This is a genomic window from uncultured Devosia sp., from assembly GCF_964244875.1.
Taxonomy (GTDB): Bacteria; Pseudomonadota; Alphaproteobacteria; order Rhizobiales; family Devosiaceae; genus Devosia.
The window spans coordinates 90,225-107,419 of the sequence record NZ_CAXTKA010000007.1; the positions used below are offsets into that span (position 1 = coordinate 90,225).

A 17,195-nucleotide genomic window follows, 5' to 3' on the forward strand; every position below is an offset into this window, starting at 1 on the left:
TGTCCCGCTACCAGAACTTCTTTTCGAGGGCCAAGGGATCGATCAAATTGTCGTCGATATAGTCCCACTCGATCTCATAGCCCATGCCGGGCCCGGAGGGCATATGCACGTAGCCTTCGGCATCGATCCGGTCGCAGGTATTTTTGAGATAGGGATGGGGCGCGTCATAATCGACGCCGGGCGCCAGGAGGCCCTTCTCATAATATTCCGAAGTGTCCTCCGAGGTCGCGCCGATGACCTGAAGATTGCCCCAGCCGGCCATGTGCATTTCGCAACGCAGGCCATAGGCTTCGGCGACGATCGCGGTCTTGCGCGCCCCGGTAATGCCGCCGCGCACCACGTCGATGCGGCTCATGTCGCCGGCGCCACGCAGGATCCACTCGGCTCTGGAGAACACGCCACCGGCGACGATTTCCGGCGACAGGATCGGGATCGACAATTCGCGCGACAGCCGCACATAGCTCTCGACCCGGTATTCGGGCATCGGGTGCTCGTACCAATAGAAATTGAGCTTCTCGAGTTCGCGGCCGACCTGGATGGCTTCCTCCATGGTCATGTAGGTGCCCCAGGGATCGAACATCAGCACGTAGTCGGGGCCGACGGCTTCGCGCACCAGATGGCAGGTTTCGATATCGGCCTTGATATTGCTCGGGCGGCCGGGCGTGGGCTGGCCGGTTTCGGGATTCCAGAAATAATGCGGATGAATCTTGTAGGCCTGGTAGCCTTCAGTCTTGCAGGCCAAAGCGTGCTCGGCATAGACGCGCGGCACCCCGATATTGGGATAAGTCGAGGCATAGGCCTTGACCTTTTCGCGCCCGGCCCCGCCCATCAGCTTATAGACCGGCGTGTTGAACGCCCGGCCGGCCAGATCCCACAGGGCATTGTCGATGACGCTGGCGACGTTTTCGGGAATATTGGCGACCCAGAGCCACTTCCACACCATTTCCCGATCGAGCGGATCCTGTCCCTTGAGCAGCGGCAGGATGCGGCCGCGGATCATCTGCTGATCCACCACATTGAGCCCCTCGGCATCGCCATGCGAGCCGCCACCCAGGTAGTAGCCGGTAACGCCGGTGTCGGTTTCGATGGCGAGGATGGTCTGCATCAGGTCGGCCTTGGGCACCGGCAGGGCATGGCCCACGTCCCAGCGATCGGCATAGGTGCGGAAGGTCTTGATGCGGATATCGGTGATTTTCACGGGAGATGGGCCTTTGTAACAGCGGAGTGCGGAATTATTCGTAGGCGTCGCCACCGCGGAAGCGGTCGAGCAGGACGGCGGCCAGCAGCAGCAGGCCGACTATGATGTTGACGTAATAGGGACTGATGGCGCGCAGATCGAGAATGTTGGACACCCCCGCGACGGCCAGCAGCCCGAGCGCGCCCCCGATCGGATTGCCGACCCCGCCGCGCAGGATCGAAAACCCGCCGATCATCAGCGCGGCATAGACCTGAAACTCGAGGCCGACGCCGGTGGCGCGCGCGGCACTGCCCAATTGTCCGGCAAAGACGATGCCGCCCAGCCCGCCACCGAAGGCGCTGAGCAACAGGGCCACCACCCGCACGTTTCTGACCGAAATGCCGGCGCGCGCGGCGGCCCGTTCATCGCCGCCCACCGCTTGCACATGCCGGCCCAGCCGGCTCTTGGAGACCAGGAGGGCCGCGACCAGCGTCAGCGCCACGGCCAGGAGGAAAAACAGCGGCAGCCCGAACACCGCCTGGTTGACCAGCGCGAACAGCCCGGGATTGAACGAGAAGATCGAGCCCTGCGGGCCCAGCAGCACCCAGGTGATGCCGCGCAGGGCGACCAGCATGCCCAGCGTCGCCGCGATCGCCTCGGCGCCGAACCCGACAATGGCGATGGCGTTGATGGCGCCGAAGCCCAGGCAGGCGAGGAGCGTTACGGGGGCAGCCGCCCATGGGTCCCAGCCCAGGGTCAGGAACATGGCGAACAGCGCCGAGGAAAAGCCCACCATCGAGCCGATCGACAGATCGACCACGCCCGACAGGAGCGCGAAGCCGGCAAAGGCCCCCACGATCAGCGGCACGATCAGGAACGAACCCATGATGCTCATATTGCCAAAGCTGAGAAAGCGGGGGCCGACCCAGAACAGCCCTACCGCCAGCACGACGACGAAGGTCAGCGCGATGCTGGCCACCGAACCGGTGAGCAGGTCGCGCACCGGATGATGCGGGATGACGAAGGCTTCGCGCCTATCGGCGACCTGGCTCATGGTGTCCCCCGGCGCGCCCGCAATCCGTCGATCGCGACGGCGATGATCAGGATCAGGCCTTGGAAGATCGACTGGGTGTCCGAGGACAGCCCGAAGAACACCAGCGCGGTCGGAATGGTGGACAAGAACCCGACGCTGAGCAGCAGCATCCAGAAGTTGCCGCGCCCGCCCGCCAGGGATATGCCGGCCAGGATCACCCCGGCGATAATGTTGAGCTGCATGGCACTGCCCGAGCCCGGATTGAACGGGCCACTCGTGGCCGCGAACAAGACCGCCGCAAAGCCGACGAAGCCGCCGGCCGCGATAAAGATGGCGAACCGCGTCGCCTTGAGCGAAATGCCGCGCGCCCGCGCTGCCATGCGGTTGCCGCCGACGGCAATGGCGCGCCGGCCATAACGGGTGCGCGGCAACAGAAAGCCGACAACGAGCACGAGCGCGACCATCGGCCACCAGATAGCGGGCAATCCAAGCAGGTTCGCCCGCCCGAACGCGTAAATAGGGCTGCCGAGCGGCACTTCGGCCAGCTGGAACACCAGGAACAGCACCGCCAGGCCGATAAAATTGGTCGCCAGGGTAACAATGACCGGATTGAGCTTGGCGAAGACGATGATGGCGGCGTTGAACGCGCCCCAGGCCATGCCCGCGGCAATGGCGCCCGCGATCACGATCCAGAGCGGCAGGCCGGCTTCGGACAACCGCACTGCAACCAGGCTCGCGCCGATCAGGCCGGCGGGCTGGCTGAGATCGATGAAGCCGCCCGATATGGCGACCAGTCCCTGCCCGATCGACAGCACGCCAACGATGGACATGGTAAAGGCCACCGCCAGCAGCGTCTGGTGCGAGATGAAATCGGCGCGGTAGATGCCGGTGGCTGCGATCAGCAGCAGCCACGCGGCCATGAGCATCGCCCCCGTCCCCCAGCCATGCAGACGCAAGCGCAGCCCGCTGGTCTGCGGCAGGGCGTCGATGGTTTGGCCAAGGGACATGGTGGACTCGGGCAATTATTTGTTCGGGCAGAACAGTTCGTATTCGGTCGTGCCTGCGGGTGCGGCGAGCAATTGCGCTACGCGTTCGGGCAGGTCCGGGACGGCCTTGGCCTGTTCGGCCGACACCGGGCATGGCTCCACCCGCGAGGCGGGATCGCCCGCATCGGCCTTGAGCGGGGGGATAGTGCCCGCGGCGATGGGCCCGATCACGTCGCGAACGGCGTAAACGGCGTAACCTTCGAGGAAGTAGAACACCGAGCCCGCCAGATGCGGATTGACGTTGTCGCCGGTGATGAAGGCGCCGTCCTGGCCCCAGCCGATCACATCGTCGGCGCGGCCGAGCTGTTCGGCGGCATTGATCAGCGACAGCACGCCGCCGTCATTGAGGCCGACCACGGCCATGGTCTTGGCATCGGGATGGGCAGCGAGCAGGTCGCGCGCCGCCGGCAGGCCCACGGCGGCATCGCCCTGGCTTTCGAACGAGACATATTTCGCCTCGGGAATGTCGGGGCAGATTTCCTTGAGCCCGGTGCGCATGCCGCCCGTCCGCCACTCGTTGACGATGCCGGCCGCGGCTCCCTCGGCGGAAATTACCAGGTCGGGATTGCAGTCCCATTTGGCCTTGATCAGTTCGCCCAATTGCTGGCCGCCGGCAATACCCGCCGCCAGATTGTCGATGCCCACGAAATACATGCCGGGATCGGCGATGTCATAGGTGACCACCGGGATATTGGCGGCTTTCATCACTGCGGCGATGGCCGGATTGGCGGTCGGCTGCCCGTTGAACTGGATCAGCGCATCGATGCCTTCCTGCACGAAGATCTGCGCATTCTTGAGCGCCGTGGCAGGGTCGTTGTTGTTGGAGAGCTCGACGTAATCCCAGCCGTTCTTTTCGGCCAGCGCGCGGGCGACGTCGCCTTGCGACTTCATCCATTCGCAGCACGTATTGCCGCCAACGGCCATGCCGAGCTTGAATTTGTCCTGGGCCGACGCGGTGGCCGCAAGCGCGAGTGTAAACGTCATCATGGCGATGCCGTGCAGAGATCGACGCAACATGTGTTCCTCCTCAAGGATGCGATAAGTCTGGTAATCCCGCGCTGCCGGGTGTTCCGGTTCTAGGCGGGGATAGCGTGTCTGGCCTCCTCCTGGGCATCGCCCGGAATGGCTCCGGTGATCAGGCCGACGATTTCGGACACCTGGGTATCCTTGACGGTGCGCGTGGCGATCGAGCGCCCCAGCCGCATGACCGTGATGCGATCGGCCACGGTCATCAATTGCGCCATGTTGTGGCTGACGATGATGACGCTGACGTCCTGCTTGCGCAGTTCGCGGATCACATCGAGCACCTGCCCGGTCTCGCGCACGCCCAGCGCCGCCGTGGGCTCGTCGAGGATGACGATGCGCCGGCCCCACAGCAGGGCGCGGGCAATGGCCAGGCATTGCCGCTGGCCGCCCGACATCCCTTTGACCGTGACGTTGATCGAGGGAATCTTGACCTGCAGGCTATCGAGCACTTCGCGGGCCCGTTGCCGCATCTGCCGGTCGTCGACGAGGTTGAAAAACCGCGCCACCGGGTTCTTGGAAATCTCTTCGCGGCCTAGATAGACATTCTGGTAGGCGGTCATGGTGTCGACCAAAGCCAGGTCCTGGTAAACCGTCTCGATCCCAGCATCCATCGCATCCTGCGCCCGGCGCAACTGGATCGGCGCGCCATCGACCAGCACCTCGCCACTGCTGGCGCTGACGATACCCGACAGGATTTTGAGCAGCGTCGACTTGCCGGCGCCATTGTCGCCAACCAGTCCCAGCACCTCGTTTTTGTTGAGGGTCAGGGATGCATCGGCCAGCGCGATCACGGCACCAAAATGCCGCGCGATATGACGGGCTTCGAGCACCGGCCTGGACAGCGGATCGTTCATCAGTACGCCTCCTGGTGTTCCATATTTGGAACACTCGTACCATATGTAGAACGCTAACGTGCTGCGAGGCCGGGTGTCAATACATCTGTTACGGCTTGGGCCAATGGTCTAGAGGACGGCGTCCAGCGCATCCCGATCTGCCAGAACCATGCCAAAACCGGGCGCTTCCGAGAGTTTGAGCTTGCCGTTCTGCGGCACTGGCTCGCCTTCGAACAGATCGCCGAACACCGGCAGGATGGTGCGGCCATCGGGGCTGGCGGCGACATATTCGCAAAAGGCCGGCCCCGGCTGGCTGGCGATGAACTGATAGGAATAAGGCCCGCTGCCATGCGGCACGACCGGAATATCGTAGGCCGAGGCATGCGCGGCGATCTTGAGCAGTTCGGTCAGCCCGCCGACCCACATTACGTCCGGTTGCACGATATCGAGCGTGCGCTCCTCGATCAGGCGGCGGAAGCCATAGCGGGTATATTCATGCTCGCCCGTGGTCCATTTGAGCGTGGGGTGGGCCTGCTTGATCGCGCGAAAACCCTCGACATCCTCGGGCGACAGCACCTCTTCCCACCAGTGGATATTGAAGGGCTTGGCCGCCTCGGCCAGCCTGATGGCATAGTCCACCGTCAGCGACATGTAGCAATCCACCATCAGCGGATAATCGGGACCGACAGTGGCGCGATGGGCCGCCAGGAACGCCACGTTCGCCCGCAAGCCCTCCTCGCCATCGAAGTGGCTGTGCGGCAGCGGCACCTTGGCGCCCCAGAACCCGAGCGCCTTGATCGCGTCAGGCGCCGGGCCGGTGCAGTAGAACGTGATCTCGTCGCGGCTCAACCCCCCGATCAGATTGTAAACCGGCTCGCTGCGCACCTTGCCCACCAGGTCCCACAGCGCCAGATCGACCGCGCTGATCGCCATGATCGGCAGTCCCTTGCGCCCATAAGGCAAGGACGCGCGATATAACTGGTCCCAGATGGCATTGAGGTTGCGCGCATCCTGGCCGACGATGAAGCGGGCGAAATGGTGCTTGATCAGCCAGGCGGCCGGCGCGCCGCCGCTGCCGGTTGCGACGCCCACCGTACCATCCTCGGTTTCGATCTCGACCACGAGGGCACCCAGAACGCCGATCCCCCAACTCGACCGCTTGTCGCGATATTGCGGATAGCCCGACATCGGGTTGGAGATCAGGGAATCTACCAGCCAGTGATTGGATGTACCCGGCTTGAAATAGGTCCCCGCCTTCGCCGTCGGACGGATGGTATGGACGCGCAGGTCCTTGACGCGGAACGCCCGGGTCATGGCAGCAGGAACACGCGCTTGAGCGGCACCTGCGCCGGTACGTTGTCGGCGTCGGTTTCCATGATGTCCGCCATGTGCTTCCACCAGCGCTGCATGATCGCCGTGTCGGGTAATGCATCCATGGTGTGATCATCGGTGCGGGTCAGGATGCCGAACAGGTGGTGGCTCTCGGGATCGAGCCAGATCGAATAATCGGACACGCCCGCATCCTTGAGCGCTTGCGCCAGCTCGGGGAAAATCGCGTCATGGCGCTGCTCGTAGGCGGCGGCCTCGCCCGGATTCAAATTCATGCGGAAGGCTATGCGTTCTGCCATTGGAGACTCACTGCGGTTTGCCGGCGGCCATGGATTGGATCGTGGTGTCGCGGACATGTTCGAGATGGCGTCGATAGGCCAGGACGGCCGCTTCGGCGTCGCCGGCAACCAGGGCATCGGCGACCGCGATGTGCTGGTTCACGCTACGCGCGATCACGCCGGGCATTTCGCTGGCCGTGCGCCGCACATCTAGGCCCAGATCGTAAAGCACCTGCGCCAGGGCCGACAGCAGATCATTGGCCGCGCCGCCATTGATAGCCTGGTGAAATTCGATATCGAGCAGGCGAAACGCGACCGGATCGTGATCGAACCCGATGCCGTCCACCGCCAGCGTGTGGATGCGCTGCCGCAACTCGCGCGAGGCGCGCAGGGCACACAGCCGCACCAGTTCCAGATCGACCACCGTGCGCGCCTCGAACTGCTGGTGCACGTCATAATCGGCGACCGACAGCATGGTGTTGAACGGGGCCACGAGCCGGCTGGGCGACAGGTCGGTCACGCTGTAGCGGCCACCCTGGCGACTGACCAGCACGCCCATCAGCGTCAAGGCCTTGAGCGCCTCGCGCAATGGCGGCCGCGAGATGCCGAAGGCTATGCCCATCTGCGCCTCGGTGGGCAATTTATCCCCCGATTTGAGATTGCCGCTCTTGATCATCGCCATGACGCGATTGGCCACCTGCTCGGCCAGCGAGCGACGCTCCAGCATGCCGCCGCCGAAATCGGATGCCCCGTCGTCGAGCAGGCTCATGGCGGCCAGGTCGGGGCTCGTATCGGCGGTTTGTGCGGTGCGCTTTGCCATGGGTCCGGGCACTGCCCTACAGCCCCAGCCGATAAAAGCTGTTGGCGTTGTCGCGATAAATCTTGCGCGTGTCCGCTTCGCTCAGTCCCAGCCCGGCAAAGGCGTTGTCGAGCACCTCGACCCAGCGCGGCAGCGTCGTCGCCTGCAGGCACACCGGATAGTCGCCACCATAAATGGTGCGCTCGACCCCGAAGCTCTCCAGCGTTGCCGCGATGAACGGGCGCAGATCCGCCTCGCTCCAGTGGCGCTTGTCGGCCTCCACCGGCAGGTCCGACAGTTTGATCCACAAATTGGGATGGCGCGCCAATTCGGCGACATCATCGCGATACTGCGCGATGGCCCCTTCGGCGATGCCCGGCTTGCCGCAGTGATCCAGGATCAACCGCACGTCGGGAATGCGGCGCACGAACTCGCGCACGATATCCATCTGGGTATGGTTGACGTTGATTTCGAAATGGTAGCCGAACTTCTCCAAAAGGTTGACGCCGGCGATGAAATCTTCGCTCAGCGTCAGCGCCCGCGGATCGCGATCGAACTCCACGATGCGGCGAATGCCGCGCACGGTTGGATGCGCGCTGGCCATCTGTTCCAGCATCGGCTCGACCCGCCCGCCCCATTCCAGCGGCGCCATCGGCACGATCGCCCGCAGCCTGGGGTCGCGCAGAGCTTCCTCTTCGACAAACGCTATTTCTTCGAGGTACTGCCCGCCTGTCGGGGTAAAATCGGCATAGCATTCCAAAAACACCATGGCCTCGACGTCGACATCGCCCAGCGCTGCGGCATAATCCTCGACATGGTAATCGCGCCCGAACAGGGGATCGCCGATAAAGCCGGCATAGGCCAGGCGGCTGTGATCCCAGATGTGCAGGTGGGTGTCGATGATGGGAAAATTTGGCATTGGTGTCGTCCCACGCCCGCAATCGTCAACATGATGCTGCTAGGAGAAATGGCAGAACTTTAGAACTTGTCAAACTTATTTTTGTCTGACAAGTTTATCGCGATTGAGGCGGCCGCAGAGCCGTAACCAGCCGGCGGAGGGGGCTCGCGATGTCATTGACACTTTCAGACCGTCGCCGCGTCGGTCGCACCGCGCTGGAGCTGCCCGTCCTGGGTTTTGGCGCTGCCCATCTGGGTGAACTCTATCAAAAGCTCGACGAGGCACAGTCGCAGGCGACGCTGGAAGCGGCCTGGGACGCGGGCGTGCGCTTCTACGACACCGCCCCCTGGTATGGCCGCGGCTTGTCCGAGCATCGCCTGGGCGGGTTCCTCCGCACCAGGCCGCGCGCCGAATTTTGCGTCAACACCAAGGTCGGCCGCATCCTGGCGCGCCCCGTCGATCCGGCTTCCTTCAGCACCGAGCCCTGGGCCGGCGGCCTGCCGTTCGAAGTGGTCTTCGACTATTCCTACGACGGCATCATGCGCGCCTATGAGCAGGTGCTGCAGCGGCTGGCGCTGAACCGGGTCGATAGCCTCGTCATCCACGATCTCGATACGCTGTTCCACACGCCCGAACTGGTGGAGTTCCACACCAGACAGCTGCTCGAGAGCGGCACGAAAGCGCTCGCCGAACTCAAGACCAATGGCGATATCCGGGCGGTCGGCGTCGGCAACAACATTCCCGGCGAGCTCAGCCGCAAGCTGGGCGAGATCGATGTCGATTTCGCCATCATCGCCATGCCCTACACCCTGCTCGACCAGTCGGTGCTGCATACCGATATGCAACAGTGTCTCGATCGCCAGGTCGGCGTCATCATCGGCGCGCCCTTTGCCTCGGGCATCCTGGTGACCGGATCGGGCGCCGGCGCCAAATATGCCTATGGCAAGGCCGCCCCCCAAGTGCAGGACAAGGTGCGCGCCATCGAGGCCGTGTGCCAGGCCCATGATGTCAGCCTTCCGGTAGCGGCGCTGCAATTTCCCCTGGCCCACCCGGCCGTGGTTTCCGTCATCCCCGGGGCCGCCGCACCCGGCGAGGTCACGCAGAACGTCGCCGCGCTCGCCATTGCCATACCGCCCCAATTCTGGTCCGATCTGAAGGCCGGCGGCCTGCTCGATCCCGACGCCCCGGTTCCGGAACGCTGACCATGCCCGATTCAACGCCATTGATCAGTGCCAAAGGCATTTCCAAGCAGTTCGCTGCCGTCGAAGTGCTGCGCGATGTGGATCTGGAGCTGCGGCATGGCGAAATTCATGCCCTGCTCGGCGAAAACGGCGCCGGTAAATCCACCTTCGCCAAGATCCTCGCCGGTGTGCACCGCCCCACGCGCGGCACCATCACCCTCAATGGCCAGAGCGTCGACATCCTCAATCCCATCGTCGCGCAAAAGCTGGGGATCACCCTCATCCACCAGGAGCCGATCTCCTTTCCGGACCTGTCGGTCGCCGAAAACCTTGTGCTGGGCAGCGGCGATGGCGGCTGGCTCAGCCCTGTGCCCTGGGCCAGAATGACGCGCGACGCGCGCGCCCTGATGGACCTGCTCGGCGTGCGCATCGACGTCACGCGGCCCATGCGTGGCCTCTCCATCGCCGACCAGCAAATGGTGGAAATCGCCCGGGCGCTCGCCTCGGACAGCCGGCTCATCATCATGGACGAGCCCACCGCGCCGCTGACGCCCAAGGAAGTCGAAACCCTGTTCGGCATCGCCCGCCGCCTACGCGACGAGGGGCGCACCATCATCTTCATCTCCCATCGCCTCGAAGAGGTGCGCGCGCTCTGCGATCGCGTCACCATTTTCCGCGATGGCAACAAGATCGCCACCGACACCATCGGCAATCTCACCGACGCCGACATCATCCGCCTGATGATCGGCCGCCCGCTCAAGGAATTCCGGCACAAGGCCCGTACCGAGATCGGCGAGGTTGCGCTCAAGGTCGAGGGACTGTCGCTGCCGGGGGTTTTCCACGACATCAGCTTTGCGGTGCGAAAGGGCGAAATCGTCGGACTGGGCGGCCTTGTAGGCGCCGGTCGCACCGATGTCGCCCGCGCCATCTTCGGGGTGGCGCCTGCCGCAAGCGGCACCGTGTCCGTCTCGGGCCAGCGCGTCGCCATCAGCGAGCCGGCCCAGGCGATCGCGCTTGGCCTGGCCTTCGTGCCCGAGGATCGCGCCGCCGCCGGCATTTTCCGCACGCTTTCGGTGGAACAAAACGTCACCGCCGCAGTCCCCCGCCGCATCGCACCAGCCGGCTTTATTCGCCGGGCGCTGGAACAGGGCTTTGCCCAGGACGCGGTGCGCAACCTGAGCATAAGGCTCGCTTCCCTGCGCCAGCCGATCGGCGAGCTGTCCGGCGGCAACCAGCAAAAAGCCATCCTTGCGCGCTGGCTCCTGACCGATCCCAGCGTCCTCATCCTGGACGAGCCGACGCGCGGTATCGATATCGGCGTCAAAGCGGAATTCTACGACATGATCGGCGAACTCGCCGCCTCCGGCCGGGCCATCCTGTTGATCTCGTCGGAATTGCCCGAATTGCTAGCGCTGTGCGACCGCATCCTGGTCATGTCCGAAGGCCGCCTGACCGCCGATATAGCACGCGCCGAAGCATCGCAGGAGGCCATCATGAGCGCCGCCGTGCCACGCACCGTCCGCGCGGGTGTGGCCGCATGACCGCGCTCCGCTCCATCCTTGTGCGGCGCGAAGCCGGCATTGCGGTGATGATCGTGCTGTTCTGCCTGGCCGTCGGCACGCAGAAGCCGCAATTCTTGACCCTCGACAGCCTGCGCATCATCCTCTTGCTGACCCCGCTCATCATGATCGGCGCCATGGGGCAAATGCTCGTGATCGTCGCGCGCCATGTCGATCTGTCCATCGGCTCCATGCTCGGTTTTTCGGCCATGGTCACCGGCATGATGTTCAAGTTCTATCCCGATATCTGGTGGCCGCTCGGCTTCGTCGTCGCCATCGGCATCGGCGCCCTGCTCGGCCTGCTCAATGGCGTGCTGGTCACGCTGTTCCGCCTGCCCGCCATCATCGTCACGCTGGGCACGTTGAACCTTTATCGCGGACTGACCTATATCGTCTCCAATGCCAAGCAGATCGACCGGCAATATATCCCTTCGGCATTGAAATCGATGTCCCAGACCTCGCCCATCTTCGGGGTTCCCTGGATCATTTTCATCAGCTTCGGTATCGCGCTGCTGACCTACCTGTTCGTCATGCACACCCGCGTCGGCCGGCAGATTTTCGCGCTGGGCTCCAACCCGGTCGCCGCCCCGCTGCGCGGCGTCGATGTGACCCGCGTGACGCTGCTGGTGTTTGCCATTTCCGGGGCGCTGTCGGGCCTTGCCGGCATCCTCTATGCCAGCCGCTGGGGGTTCGTGAACCCCTCCAATACCGGCTCGGGCTTTGAATTCCAGGTGATCGCCGCAGTCGTCATCGGCGGCGTCTCGATCAATGGCGGCGTCGGCACGGTGCTGGGTACCATGCTGGGCGTACTCTTGCTCGGCTGCGTTGCCGCCGCCCTGCCCTTGCTCGGCATTCCCGGCACCACCCAAAGCGCCATCTATGGCGCCGTCATCCTCATCGCGCTGCTGATCGACCGCACCGTGCGCCAGCAGGGCATCGCCAGCCTCTCGAGGGTGCGCGCATGAGTGCCATCCAGACCCCCGCGACGCGTGATGCGCCGCCACCGCGTCCGCGCTGGCAGACCATCGTCATTCGCCCCGAGGCGATGACGCTGGTGCTGCTGATCGTCGCCCTGTTCGGCGCCAGCCTGCTATCGCCCTACTTCCTTGATGTCGGCTATATCCTGCGCAGCTTCACCCTGTCGGCCGAGTTCGCCATGGTGGCGCTAGTGCTGACCATGGTCATTATCGCCGGGGAAATCGACCTGTCGCCGGCCGCCAACATGGCGCTTTCGGCATGCCTGTTCGCCTATGCGCAGCAGGCCGGCATCCCGGTTCCCGTCGCGGTCGCGATCGGCCTTGTCGCGGGCCTCGTCATGGGCGCCATCAACGGCCTGATGGTCATCCGGCTGCAGATCCCCTCGATCATCGTCACCATCGGCACGCTGACGCTCTATCGCGGGCTCGCCCAGGTGATCGCCGGCGACAAATCCATTCGCGTGCCCGACTGGTTCATCGGCGTCAATACCGTGCTGGTCGCCGGCATTCCCTTGACCGTCCTGATTTTCATCGTCATGTCGATCGGGCTTGGCGTCGTGCTCGGCATGACCATTTTCGGACGCCAGATCTACCAGATCGGCACCAATGAAGTGGCCGCCCGCCACGCCGGCATTCGCAGCAACGCCATCAAGATGAGCCTGTTCCTGCTGATGGGCCTGGTCAGCGCCGCCGCCGGCCTGCTGACCGCATCGCGCTTGGGCTCGGTCCGCTACGATCTGGGCCTGGGCGGCGAGTTGCAGATGGTGCTGATGGCCATGCTGGGCGGCACCTACATCTTTGGCGGTCGCGGCACGATTCTGGGCACGTTCCTGGCGGCCTGGCTGCTGGTGGTGGTGGCGACCGGCATGACCGTCGCCAATGTCCTGCCGGCGGTCCAGCTTGTCGTCCTGGGCGTTTTGCTCATCGTCTCCATCATCGCAACCAATTTCATCTATTCCCGCACCCAGCGGTGACGGGTTATTCCGCCGGATCGAAACCGGCACTCAAAGGAGGACAGAAGTGCTGAAGAAAACTCTGCTCGCCGGGCTCGCGCTCGGCATGGCCATGGCCGGCGTCGCGCAGGCCGCCGACCCGGTCAAAATCGTCTATATCGGCAAGAACACCGGCAATCCTTACTTCGACAGCATCACCGGAGGCTTCGAAGACGGCTGCAAGTCGCTGGGTTGCGAATTCGAGTTCGTCGCTCCCGCCACCGCCGAGGCAACCTCGCAGATCCCGTTCATCGAAGCGCAGATCCAGCGCGGCGTGAACGTCATCGCCATCGCGCCCAACAGTCCCGATGCGCTCAATCCGGTGCTCGATTCCGCACGCGAAAAGGGCATCTTGGTGCTCACCGTCAATGGTGACCTGGTCGGCAACGAAACCCACCGTGACGCCACCATCCTGCCGGTCGACTTCACCAAGACCGGCCCCAACCAGGTCGAGCTGATGGGCTCGATGATCGGCTACAAGGGCGAGATCGCCATCCTGTCGGCCACCACCGAAGCGCCCGACCAGAACACCTGGATCGCGGCAATGAACGACACGCTCAAGAACGATCCAAAATACAAGGACATGAGCCTGGTCGCCACCGTCTATGGCGATGACCAGCCCGAGAAGTCGACCACCGAAATGGAAGCCCTGCTTTCCAACTACCCCAATCTGGTCGGCGTTATCGCGCCCACCACCGTGGGTATCGCCGCCGCCGCCCAGGTCGTGCAGTCGCGCGGCATCGCCTCGACCGTGCATGTGACCGGCCTTGGCCTGCCCAGCGAAATGCGCGATTTCGTCAAGGACGGCACCGTATCGGCATTCCAGCTCTGGTCGCCCTACAATGAAGGCTGGCTCGCGGCACACTTCGCCGTTGGCGTGCTTGGCGGCACCATCAAGAACGAAGTCGGCGGCACCTTCGACGTGCCGAACCTGGGAACCATCAGCATTGCCGACAAGAACGCGATGAACACCCAGGCCGAACTGACCACCTTCAACGCCGAAAACATCGACGAATTCGACTTCTAGAAACCTTACAGCGCACAAACGGGCGTCGGCCGGCGGGCCGGCGCCCAATTCCCAATCCGGACACCAGCCATGAACACCTATGATTTTGCCGGCCGCGTTGCCATCATCACTGGCGGCGGACAGGGTATCGGCCTGAGGGTCGCCGAACTCATGCTTGCCAATGGCGGCTCCATCGCCATCTGGGACCGCGACGAAAAGCTTCTGGCCAATCTCACCGCCAAATATGGGCAGGATGGCAAGGTCTTGCCGGTGCGCGCCGATATCGCCGATCTGGCCTCGGTGCAAAGCGCCGTCGCCACCGTGCTCGAGCGGTTCGGCAAGATTGATATCCTGATCAACAATGCCGCCATTGTCGGCCCCAACGCGCCGACGTGGGAATACGCGCCGCAGGACTTCATGGATGTCGTTCAAATCGGGCTGGTCGGCACCTTCTTTGTCTGCCGCACCGTGGTGCCCCATATGATCGGCGCCGGTTACGGCCGCATCGTCAATCTGAGCTCCGTCGCGGGCAAGGAAGGCAATCCCAACGCCTCGGCCTATTCCTCGACCAAGGCCGGCGTTCTGGCCCTGACCAAGTCGCTGGGCAAGGAATTGGCCAAGTACGACATCGCCGTCAATGCGGTAACCCCCGCCGTAGCCAAGACCACCATGGCCATGAGCCAGGACCCCGATTTCCTCAAGATGATCCTGTCCAAGATCCCGCGTGGCCGCATGCTGGAACTGAGCGAAGCCGCCTCGATGATCTGCTGGCTGGCAACGGCCGAAAATTCCTTCACCACCGGCGCCGTCTTCGATCTCTCCGGCGGCCGCGCGACCTATTGACGATCAGGCGCCCCGGCCACCCGTGGTGAACGAGGCGAATTTTGGCAGGACCAGGCTGAAGAGCCGGAACAGCAGGGCGCTGACCACCGCGATGATTAGCGGCAGCAACAGCCATAAGGCCAGACCAAGCGGCGAATTGGAGACTTCGACCCCCAGCGCCAAGACGCCGAACAAGATGATGCCGTGGATGAGATAGATCGGAAACGCGAACTTGGCGAACCGTGCCAGGCCCTGCAGGGTGCTCGAGCTGTGCACCAAGGCGGTCAGCGTCCACATGGTCAGCCCACCCAGAATGCTGAGCAGCAGCCCGCTATTGGCGCTGGGATAGTAATAGTGGACGACGCAGGCCACCACCAGCAATGCGGCGAAATAGGGCAGCCCGCGGTCCAGCACGTCCAGTTTCACCTGGTAGATCGCCAGGGCCGCGCCCATGAAAAAGGCGATCAGCATCGGCGTGCGCAGGATCAGGTTACCGTCGAGATTGTATTCGGCCACCAGTACGCAGATGGCGATGATCGCAATGACCTGGGCACGCACCAGCCTTGAAGCCACCACCGCGATCACCGAGATCACGAACAGGTCGCGCAGGAAATAGAGCGGATAATTGACCGGCCGCGTGCTCCAGGCCAGCGTCGCATCGGCCCAGGTCTGAGCATCCGCCGTCAGCAGGTTCAGCCGCTGACCACTCAATATGCCCAGCCGCTGCGCCAGGTAAAGCGCGGCCACCAGCGACAAATTCCAGAACAGGAAGGGCACCAGCAAGGTGCGCACCTTCTTGTTGATCGTCGCCATGCCCCGCTCGTCGGCATGTTTGGCGAACATGATGAAACCCGACATGATGGTCAGGATGGTCACCGAAAACCGCAGGAATGTCGCATTGGCGATAAAGGCTGGCTCAAGCCAGCCGATCATGCCCAGACTGCGCACGCTGGGCACCTCGAGGGGGAAATGCACATAGACCACGAGGACGATCAGGATCAGCCGCGCCAGTGACAAACGCTGGGAATAAATGTCGACCGCATCGCGGGGTTTGCTGTTGGGCACCGCCGGAGGAGCGCTGGTAGTTTCCAGAACGTCAGTGCTCATTCGCCGCTCCCGCCGCAGGTTGGATCGTGCCGTGATGGGCGCCATAGCGGCGGGCAGCGGCAGACCTGTCAAGCTGGTGGGCCGTTGCGCTGTCATCGCGCCAGCCATCTCGATCGGGAAATGTCCCATCAATCGCAAATCGTTAGCCGCGATGAGCTGCACCATGAGCGCAAGCCTGCCTTGACCGGAGCGGGACGCACACGGCAACTTTCAGTCCGAATCGACGGCTAAGCTGAAGGGGTCGGTGCAAGATTGCGGCCGCATGGCCGACCGCTTGCCACATCCCCAAACCCACACCAGCAAGAGATAAGCGATGCAAAAAACCCGATTGCCGCGAACCCGTGCTCTTCAGGCCCTGACCCTCCTGCCATGCCTGTTGGCTGCCCCCGCCGCCCTGGCGCAGCAGGCCAGCTTCTTTGACGACTTCGACAGCCTCGACCTCAAGCGCTGGTACATTTCCGACGGCTGGGCCACCGGCACCTACCAGAATTGCACCTGGGCGAAAGGCCTGGTGAAAGCCGCCGATGGCATGCTCGATATCGGGTTCTCTCCCCAGCCCTACAAGGCGCGCCAATATAGCTGCGGGTCCCTGCAGACGCGGCAAGCCATCGGCTATGGTACCTTCGAAGCGCGCCTCAAGACCCCGGCAGGGTCCGGGCTGAACGCGGCGTTTTTCACCTTTATCGGCCCCACCCAAGGCAAGCCGCATGACGAGATCGACTTCGAAGTGCTGCTGCGCGATACCGGCACGGTGGAAACCACCACCTTCGTCAATGGCATCAGTGGCGATGGCGAGGTTGGCAGCGGCCAGCAGCACAAGCTGCCCTATGCTTCGGACTCCGACTTCATCGATTATGCCGTGACCTGGGGCCCCCAAACGATCCAGTATTTCATCAATGGCAAACCCGTCCGCACCATCGACGAGGCGTTCCGCATTCCCACCAATCCGCAACGCATTTTCTTCAGCCTGTGGGGAACGGATACGCTGACCGACTGGATGGGAGAGTTCACCCCGATCACCGCGCCCATCAAGATGGAAGTCGATTGGGTCGGCTTCACCGCTGCCGGCGAAACCTGCCAGTTTCCCCAGTCCATTCTATGCGGCTAGGGCCGCGATATCCGGCGTCAGCCG

Annotated in this window: 17 protein-coding genes; 7 read left to right on the forward strand and 10 right to left on the reverse strand. The window is 63.6% G+C overall.

Annotated features, from left to right (window positions below; all coding sequences use genetic code 11):
• Positions 1–7: 7 nt before the first annotated feature.
• The 9 genes from ACFE8X_RS10160 to ACFE8X_RS10200 all read right to left on the reverse strand — a co-directional run bounded on the left by ACFE8X_RS10160 (position 8) and on the right by ACFE8X_RS10200 (position 8,440).
• Positions 8–1,198, reverse strand: a complete 1,191-nt coding sequence (locus tag ACFE8X_RS10160) for an enolase C-terminal domain-like protein (protein WP_375451351.1) — start codon at positions 1,196–1,198, stop codon at positions 8–10.
• Positions 1,199–1,232: 34 nt separating this feature from the next.
• The gene (locus ACFE8X_RS10165) at positions 1,233–2,231 is read right to left on the reverse strand and encodes an ABC transporter permease (protein ID WP_375451352.1); all 999 of its coding nucleotides are present in this window, start codon (positions 2,229–2,231) and stop codon (positions 1,233–1,235) included.
• Positions 2,228–3,217, reverse strand: a complete 990-nt coding sequence (locus ACFE8X_RS10170) for an ABC transporter permease (protein ID WP_375451353.1) — start codon at positions 3,215–3,217, stop codon at positions 2,228–2,230. The genes ACFE8X_RS10165 and ACFE8X_RS10170 overlap by 4 nt, the downstream gene beginning before the upstream one ends.
• A 15-nt stretch (positions 3,218–3,232) precedes the next feature.
• The gene (locus tag ACFE8X_RS10175; protein WP_375451354.1) at positions 3,233–4,273 is read right to left on the reverse strand and encodes a sugar ABC transporter substrate-binding protein; all 1,041 of its coding nucleotides are present in this window, start codon (positions 4,271–4,273) and stop codon (positions 3,233–3,235) included.
• A 59-nt stretch (positions 4,274–4,332) separates the two neighbouring features.
• Positions 4,333–5,136 (reverse strand): ATP-binding cassette domain-containing protein, encoded by an 804-nt coding sequence (locus ACFE8X_RS10180; RefSeq protein WP_375451355.1) that lies wholly within the window; start codon positions 5,134–5,136, stop codon positions 4,333–4,335.
• A 108-nt stretch (positions 5,137–5,244) separates the two neighbouring features.
• Positions 5,245–6,429 (reverse strand): L-rhamnonate dehydratase, encoded by a 1,185-nt coding sequence (gene rhmD, locus ACFE8X_RS10185; protein WP_375451356.1) that lies wholly within the window; start codon positions 6,427–6,429, stop codon positions 5,245–5,247.
• On the reverse strand, positions 6,426–6,743 hold the full coding sequence (rhaM, locus tag ACFE8X_RS10190; RefSeq protein WP_375451357.1) for an L-rhamnose mutarotase: 318 nt from the start codon (positions 6,741–6,743) through the stop codon (positions 6,426–6,428). Before rhaM ends, rhmD begins: the two co-directional genes overlap by 4 nt.
• Positions 6,744–6,750: 7 nt before the next feature.
• The gene (locus tag ACFE8X_RS10195) at positions 6,751–7,542 is read right to left on the reverse strand and encodes a FadR/GntR family transcriptional regulator (RefSeq protein ID WP_375451358.1); all 792 of its coding nucleotides are present in this window, start codon (positions 7,540–7,542) and stop codon (positions 6,751–6,753) included.
• A 16-nt stretch (positions 7,543–7,558) separates the two neighbouring features.
• Complete coding sequence (locus ACFE8X_RS10200) at positions 7,559–8,440, reverse strand: amidohydrolase family protein (protein WP_375451359.1); 882 nt, start codon at positions 8,438–8,440, stop codon at positions 7,559–7,561.
• 149 nt (positions 8,441–8,589) lie between these two features.
• On the opposite strand from ACFE8X_RS10200, the gene ACFE8X_RS10205 reads away from it, so the two are divergent.
• From ACFE8X_RS10205 to ACFE8X_RS10230, 6 genes are all read left to right on the forward strand, one after another.
• Complete coding sequence (locus ACFE8X_RS10205; protein WP_375451360.1) at positions 8,590–9,621, forward strand: aldo/keto reductase; 1,032 nt, start codon at positions 8,590–8,592, stop codon at positions 9,619–9,621.
• Between the two features lie 2 nt (positions 9,622–9,623).
• Positions 9,624–11,141: a sugar ABC transporter ATP-binding protein gene (locus ACFE8X_RS10210; protein WP_375451361.1), complete on the forward strand. Its 1,518-nt coding sequence runs from the start codon at positions 9,624–9,626 to the stop codon at positions 11,139–11,141.
• Positions 11,138–12,124, forward strand: a complete 987-nt coding sequence (locus ACFE8X_RS10215) for an ABC transporter permease (RefSeq protein WP_375451362.1) — start codon at positions 11,138–11,140, stop codon at positions 12,122–12,124. Before ACFE8X_RS10210 ends, ACFE8X_RS10215 begins: the two co-directional genes overlap by 4 nt.
• Positions 12,121–13,110, forward strand: a complete 990-nt coding sequence (locus tag ACFE8X_RS10220; RefSeq protein WP_375451363.1) for an ABC transporter permease — start codon at positions 12,121–12,123, stop codon at positions 13,108–13,110. Before ACFE8X_RS10215 ends, ACFE8X_RS10220 begins: the two co-directional genes overlap by 4 nt.
• Positions 13,111–13,156: 46 nt before the next feature.
• Positions 13,157–14,155 carry a substrate-binding domain-containing protein gene (locus tag ACFE8X_RS10225; protein WP_375451364.1) on the forward strand — a complete coding sequence of 333 codons (999 nt, stop codon included), beginning with the start codon at positions 13,157–13,159 and terminating at the stop codon, positions 14,153–14,155.
• Positions 14,156–14,224: 69 nt separating this feature from the next.
• Positions 14,225–14,977, forward strand: coding sequence for an SDR family NAD(P)-dependent oxidoreductase (locus ACFE8X_RS10230; RefSeq protein WP_375451365.1), 753 nt, complete (start codon positions 14,225–14,227; stop codon positions 14,975–14,977).
• 3 nt (positions 14,978–14,980) lie between these two features.
• Here ACFE8X_RS10230 and ACFE8X_RS10235 read toward each other — a convergent pair whose 3' ends face one another.
• Positions 14,981–16,063, reverse strand: a complete 1,083-nt coding sequence (locus ACFE8X_RS10235; RefSeq protein WP_375451366.1) for an acyltransferase family protein — start codon at positions 16,061–16,063, stop codon at positions 14,981–14,983.
• Between the two features lie 313 nt (positions 16,064–16,376).
• Here ACFE8X_RS10235 and ACFE8X_RS10240 point away from each other — a divergent pair, with 313 nt between their 5' ends.
• Entirely contained in the window at positions 16,377–17,171 is a 795-nt protein-coding gene (locus tag ACFE8X_RS10240) for a family 16 glycosylhydrolase (RefSeq protein ID WP_375451367.1), read from the forward strand.
• Positions 17,172–17,195 lie beyond the last annotated feature (24 nt).

Bases quoted from the DNA above. Each gene is read 5' to 3' on its own strand.
- ACFE8X_RS10165 (WP_375451352.1), bottom strand. From the start codon at position 2,231: ATGAGCCAGGTCGCCGATAGGCGCGAAGCCTTCGTCATCCCGCATCAT.
- ACFE8X_RS10170 (WP_375451353.1), bottom strand. From the start codon at position 3,217: ATGTCCCTTGGCCAAACCATCGACGCCCTGCCGCAGACCAGCGGGCTG.
- ACFE8X_RS10175 (WP_375451354.1), bottom strand. From the start codon at position 4,273: ATGTTGCGTCGATCTCTGCACGGCATCGCCATGATGACGTTTACACTC.
- ACFE8X_RS10180 (WP_375451355.1), bottom strand. From the start codon at position 5,136: ATGAACGATCCGCTGTCCAGGCCGGTGCTCGAAGCCCGTCATATCGCG.
- rhmD (WP_375451356.1), bottom strand. From the start codon at position 6,429: ATGACCCGGGCGTTCCGCGTCAAGGACCTGCGCGTCCATACCATCCGT.
- rhaM (WP_375451357.1), bottom strand. From the start codon at position 6,743: ATGGCAGAACGCATAGCCTTCCGCATGAATTTGAATCCGGGCGAGGCC.
- ACFE8X_RS10195 (WP_375451358.1), bottom strand. From the start codon at position 7,542: ATGGCAAAGCGCACCGCACAAACCGCCGATACGAGCCCCGACCTGGCC.
- ACFE8X_RS10200 (WP_375451359.1), bottom strand. From the start codon at position 8,440: ATGCCAAATTTTCCCATCATCGACACCCACCTGCACATCTGGGATCAC.
- ACFE8X_RS10205 (WP_375451360.1), top strand. From the start codon at position 8,590: ATGTCATTGACACTTTCAGACCGTCGCCGCGTCGGTCGCACCGCGCTG.
- ACFE8X_RS10210 (WP_375451361.1), top strand. From the start codon at position 9,624: ATGCCCGATTCAACGCCATTGATCAGTGCCAAAGGCATTTCCAAGCAG.
- ACFE8X_RS10215 (WP_375451362.1), top strand. From the start codon at position 11,138: ATGACCGCGCTCCGCTCCATCCTTGTGCGGCGCGAAGCCGGCATTGCG.
- ACFE8X_RS10220 (WP_375451363.1), top strand. From the start codon at position 12,121: ATGAGTGCCATCCAGACCCCCGCGACGCGTGATGCGCCGCCACCGCGT.
- ACFE8X_RS10230 (WP_375451365.1), top strand. From the start codon at position 14,225: ATGAACACCTATGATTTTGCCGGCCGCGTTGCCATCATCACTGGCGGC.
- ACFE8X_RS10235 (WP_375451366.1), bottom strand. From the start codon at position 16,063: ATGAGCACTGACGTTCTGGAAACTACCAGCGCTCCTCCGGCGGTGCCC.
- ACFE8X_RS10240 (WP_375451367.1), top strand. From the start codon at position 16,377: ATGCAAAAAACCCGATTGCCGCGAACCCGTGCTCTTCAGGCCCTGACC.